At 56.2% G+C, this 1,277-nt stretch carries 1 protein-coding gene; it reads right to left on the bottom strand.

Annotated elements, in window-relative coordinates:
• Positions 1-819 precede the first annotated feature (819 nt).
• Positions 820-1,277: DDE-type integrase/transposase/recombinase (locus ABFX23_RS16650; RefSeq protein ID WP_346034082.1), on the bottom strand; the 458-nt coding region annotated here is incomplete at its 5' end.

The raw sequence follows: 1,277 nt of genomic DNA, 5'->3' as shown, positions 1-1,277 counted from the left end.
GCACCGGGTCGAGCATCTCCCAACCCTCGTCTTGATTATCGTACATCTCTTGCCCCCCTTTTTGGCCAGAATCAGTGCGACGCCGACCAGTCCTCCGGCGCCGCGGAACCCCCTTTGAAAACATGCAGATTGGACTGGAACAAACGTGGTTCATCGGGTACGATAGGGCCGATGAATCGTCAAGATTAGGGCTGGAATTCAGAACTTTACCTCTGCGGTAGAGTCTTATCCCCTGATCGGCACGACGAACATCCGCGTAGCCCTCGGGTTACCTCGGAAATCCGGCCCTGAGGTTCGCCATGGTGACCGGAATGACAGGCCCAGAACCGGCCTGGTTATCCACAGGAAGTGAAGCCGACGATCCATCAGCGATCCGGCAATCCCTCGCCCCGGCTTTTCGTGTTGACGAAGTCGCCGGAGTTCCGGGAGGGCTGCCAAAGTTGTCGCGAGACAACCGAAAAATTCAGGTGTGCTGCGACAACTTCGACTGGGTCTTTAACCCAGCCAAAAACGCGCTAAACTCACGTTATTGAACAGAAAAACGCGGCAGACAACCTCGACAACTTGTGGCTCGAGCAAACGCGCGTTTCGCACGCCAGACAACCAACGTGTTCGCCTTCCGCTCTCTCCGCAAGAAGCACACCATGAGGATTTAGCGCGAACACGCTCCGGCGCTCTCTCTCCGCCGCGAGATTGTAGCCGTGTTTTCCGAGACTTTAGCCAGAGTTCTCTCCAGATACATTCGGCTAAATGGCGGTGCTGTCAGTCTAACGGCAACTCGTCTCCACTTGGCAGAGCTAGCCCCTACCCCGCCTCATCTCAGGCCATGAGGTTTTGCCACTCGGCCAAGGCGGCTGAGCGGGCAGCTTTGTAAGTCTGTCGATCTACGAGGTGACGTTCGGAGTTGAAGTGGTTGTGGAGGTTGGCATGAACAGAGGCGAACTTTTGTAAGCTCTTCATCTGCCGGAACCTGAGCATCGCCCGCTCTCGCCGTCGGAAGGGGAGATGCGAGTTCTCAACCCTGTTATTGGCCCAGCGGCCGATCTTCTGCTTCTCTCGATTACCCAGCTTGTCCATCGCGGCCTTGTATGACCGCAGCCCATCTGTGGTGATCGCCTCGGGTGAGCCGTAGCGCTTCAGCGCTTTCTTCATGAAGGCGAGCGCTGCCTTCTTGTCCCTCGTTTTCGAGACGAAGCTTTCGAGTACTGAATAGCCCCTAGATTTGTGGACGCTTTCTTTCCTAATTTTGAGGACAGGAGGCGACGATGGGCAAGGCT

The sequence above is a fragment of the Erythrobacter westpacificensis genome (assembly GCF_039542285.1).
Lineage (GTDB): Bacteria > Pseudomonadota > Alphaproteobacteria > Sphingomonadales > Sphingomonadaceae > Alteraurantiacibacter > Alteraurantiacibacter westpacificensis.
The sequence above is the reverse complement of the archived record's forward strand: the minus strand, read 5'-3'. Positions and strand labels throughout refer to the sequence as shown.